This is a genomic window from Sporosarcina sp. FSL W7-1349 (genome assembly GCF_038003045.1).
In the GTDB taxonomy this organism is placed as follows: domain Bacteria; phylum Bacillota; class Bacilli; order Bacillales_A; family Planococcaceae; genus Sporosarcina.
In genome coordinates this window covers 1-1,033 of sequence record NZ_JBBOOK010000006.1, presented here as the reverse complement: position 1 = coordinate 1,033, position 1,033 = coordinate 1, and the positions used below count along the sequence as shown (strand labels likewise).

Annotated in this window: 9 tRNA genes; all 9 read right to left on the bottom strand. The window is 52.0% G+C overall.

Going from position 1 to position 1,033, the window contains the following annotated elements:
• Positions 1-57 precede the first annotated feature (57 nt).
• A tRNA-Ala gene (locus tag MKY41_RS20750) sits at positions 58-130 on the bottom strand.
• A 6-nt stretch (positions 131-136) separates the two neighbouring features.
• Positions 137-213, bottom strand: a tRNA-Pro gene (locus MKY41_RS20745).
• A gap of 27 nt (positions 214-240) precedes the next feature.
• A tRNA-Arg gene (locus MKY41_RS20740) sits at positions 241-317 on the bottom strand.
• Between the two features lie 14 nt (positions 318-331).
• Positions 332-420, bottom strand: a tRNA-Leu gene (locus MKY41_RS20735).
• 6 nt (positions 421-426) lie between these two features.
• A tRNA-Gly gene (locus MKY41_RS20730) sits at positions 427-501 on the bottom strand.
• Between the two features lie 8 nt (positions 502-509).
• Positions 510-591: transfer RNA gene (locus MKY41_RS20725), tRNA-Leu, on the bottom strand.
• A 14-nt stretch (positions 592-605) separates the two neighbouring features.
• Positions 606-681, bottom strand: a tRNA-Lys gene (locus MKY41_RS20720).
• 6 nt (positions 682-687) lie between these two features.
• Positions 688-763 (bottom strand) — tRNA-Thr (locus tag MKY41_RS20715).
• 16 nt (positions 764-779) lie between these two features.
• Positions 780-855, bottom strand: a tRNA-Val gene (locus MKY41_RS20710).
• Positions 856-1,033: the final 178 nt, after the last annotated feature.

Sequence of the window (1,033 nt, the reverse complement as noted above, 5' to 3'; positions counted from 1 at the left end):
CGGCTTCCGGACTTTATTTGTTGACGTTTTGCTGTTCAGTTTTCAAGGTTCATAAAGTGGAGCCTAGCGGGATCGAACCGCTGACCTCCTGCGTGCAAGGCAGGCGCTCTCCCAGCTGAGCTAAGGCCCCAGAAAGTGGTCGGGAAGACAGGATTCGAACCTGCGACCCCTTGGTCCCAAACCAAGTGCTCTACCAAGCTGAGCTACTTCCCGAAATATATATTGTTGAATATGTGTTGTTGGCGCGCCCGACAGGAGTCGAACCCATAACCTTCTGATCCGTAGTCAGACGCTCTATCCAATTGAGCTACGGGCGCACTTGAGATATAACTGGTGCCGAGAACCGGAATCGAACCGGTACGGTAGTCACCTACCGCAGGATTTTAAGTCCTGTGCGTCTGCCAGTTCCGCCACCCCGGCAAAATCTGGAGCGGAAGACGGGATTCGAACCCGCGACCCCGACCTTGGCAAGGTCGTATTCTACCACTGAACTACTTCCGCATTGAAAGTGCGGGTGAAGGGAGTCGAACCCCCACGCCTTGCGGCACTAGATCCTAAGTCTAGCGTGTCTGCCAGTTCCACCACACCCGCGCATGAAATTAAAATGGTGAGCCATGCAGGATTCGAACCTGCGACCCTCTGATTAAAAGTCAGATGCTCTACCAACTGAGCTAATGGCTCGAAAAGTGGTGCCGGCGAAAGGACTTGAACCCTCAACCTACTGATTACAAGTCAGTTGCTCTACCAATTGAGCTACACCGGCAAATCAATAAATCATATGGTGGAGGATGACGGGTTCGAACCGCCGACCCCCTGCTTGTAAGGCAGGTGCTCTCCCAGCTGAGCTAATCCTCCAAGTTAAAATTGCGATAAGCTTCGCATTGCTGCGTCAGCTTCATTCGCTTGGTCAGTCACGTACGATAGTACGCTCCTTTCCTCGCTCAATCGCTTCCTTGCTCTGCTCGCTTCTCCCAATTTTAACGGGAGTGCGATAAGCTTCGCATTGTACTATGTAATGAACCTTACAAGCCTA